This window comes from Nonomuraea sp. NPDC001684 (assembly GCF_053596515.1).
This window is the reverse complement of sequence record NZ_JBSFGJ010000606.1, coordinates 2,909-4,554: the sequence shown is the minus strand read 5'-3', so window position 1 is coordinate 4,554 and position 1,646 is coordinate 2,909. Positions and strand designations below refer to the sequence as shown.

Annotated in this window: 2 protein-coding genes; one reads left to right on the top strand and one right to left on the bottom strand. The window is 75.2% G+C overall.

What is annotated here, in order from left to right:
- On the bottom strand, positions 1 to 844 hold an 844-nt coding region (locus ACWCSD_RS48355; RefSeq protein WP_449925857.1), incomplete at its 3' end, for an AMP-binding protein.
- A gap of 231 nt (positions 845 to 1,075) precedes the next feature.
- Between ACWCSD_RS48355 and ACWCSD_RS48350 the strand changes: the two genes are divergently transcribed.
- Positions 1,076 to 1,646 (top strand): hypothetical protein (locus tag ACWCSD_RS48350; RefSeq protein WP_449925855.1); only part of this gene is annotated, 571 nt, incomplete at its 3' end.

The following is a 1,646-nucleotide window of genomic DNA, read 5'->3' as shown; positions in this document are numbered from 1 at the left end:
CCGACGTGCACAGCCGCAGGCAGCTCAGGTCCTGCCGGCCGGCGTCGGGGTGGGCGAGCATGGCGCTCATCATCGTGGGCACGTTCACCAGGACCGTGGGCCGGTGCTCGGCGATCAGCTCGAAGATCGTCTCGACCCGGCTGCGCTCGGGGAAGATCACGCCGGCCGCGCCGACGCCGAAGGGGAACAGGGCGGTCAGGTCGCGGGCGTAGCCGAAGAACAGTTTGGGCACGGGCAGCACCACGTCGTCCGGGCGCAGGTCCAGCACGCCGCGGGCGTAGGAGTCGAAGCTGACGTGCGGGCTCCTGGCGGGCAGCACGCAGGCGCGCGGCGCGCCGGTGCTGCCGGTGGTGAACTTCCACAGCGCCACGTCCCCGGCGGCGACCGGCACCGGGTCCAGGCGCGCCTCCTGCGCGCCGACCAGGGTGTCGAAGTGGTGCTCGCCGGGGCGCAGCAGGTGGCGCGGCACGCCGGTGACGAGCAGACCGGTCAGCCCCGCCGCGCGCAGGCTCTCCAGCGCCGACGGCCCCGCCACCACCAGGCGCGGACGGGCGTAGCCGGCGAAGTAGCGGTAGTCCTTGGGCCGCAGGAACGTGTAGACCTCGGCGGTGACCGCGCCGATCTTCTGGGCGCCGTACCAGGTGGCGACCGACTCCACGCTGTCGTCGGCGGCGATGAGCACCCGGTCGCCGCGGCGGACGCCGAGCTCGCGCAGCGCGTTGCCGGCGCGGTCGGCCAGGGCGCGCAGCGTCGCGTAGTCGACGCGGCCCTGGCGGGTGACGAGCGCGGTCCTGGCGCCGTCGGCGCGGTCGAGGAATCGGGCGGCGATGTTGAAAGAGTCCATGACATGCCTTCTCGCTGCTCTGCTCGCGGGCTGGTTCCGCCTTCCACGGTGCCGGGCGCGGGCCGTCCGCGGGGGGTCGGGAGGCGTCAGCAAGCTGGCGGTCGTGGCAGCTTGCTGACGGGTTTCTCCCGGATTGCGGGATGGCCGCCGCGGCGTTGACGGGCCCGCCGGGCCGCGCGTGTACTGGGGATGCGGCGGCCGCGACGGCCGTCGCGCTGCGGAGGAGAAGCGATGGCATCCACGCCCGCGGGCTCGTGGCCGGTGACGGAGACGACCGGTGAGGCGCCCGGTGACACGACCGGTGACATGACCGGTGACATGACCGGTGACATGGCCGGTGAGACGGCGATCGAGACGGCCGCGCCGATGGCCGCGCCGATGGCCGACTGCCTCGGCGGCGCCGTCCATCTGGCCTGCGCCGAATCCCCGCAGGACGAGCTCGCCGTCATCGTCGCCGGGTTCGCCGGCTACGAGGCCCAGAGCCGGGCGCGGGCCCTGGCCCGGCTCGCCGCCCTGCGCCGCCTGCGCCGCCTGCCCGGCGACGGCCCCCGGCCCGCGTGGACGGGTACGGAGCTGCGCCTGTCGGACTTCGTCGCCGACCCGCCCGCGAGCCTGCGGCGGCACGTGCCCGGCACCGGCCTGCTCAGCGGGCGGCGCTACCGGCTGCCCGTCGAGGTGGTGTGGACGGGCGGGCACGAATGCCTGATCGAGCCGGCCACGAGCGGCGTGGTGGACAGCGGCGTGCCGGAGGCGATCGCCGAGGTGTTCGCCCACGACGTGGTGGCGCGCTGGTGGGCCGAGC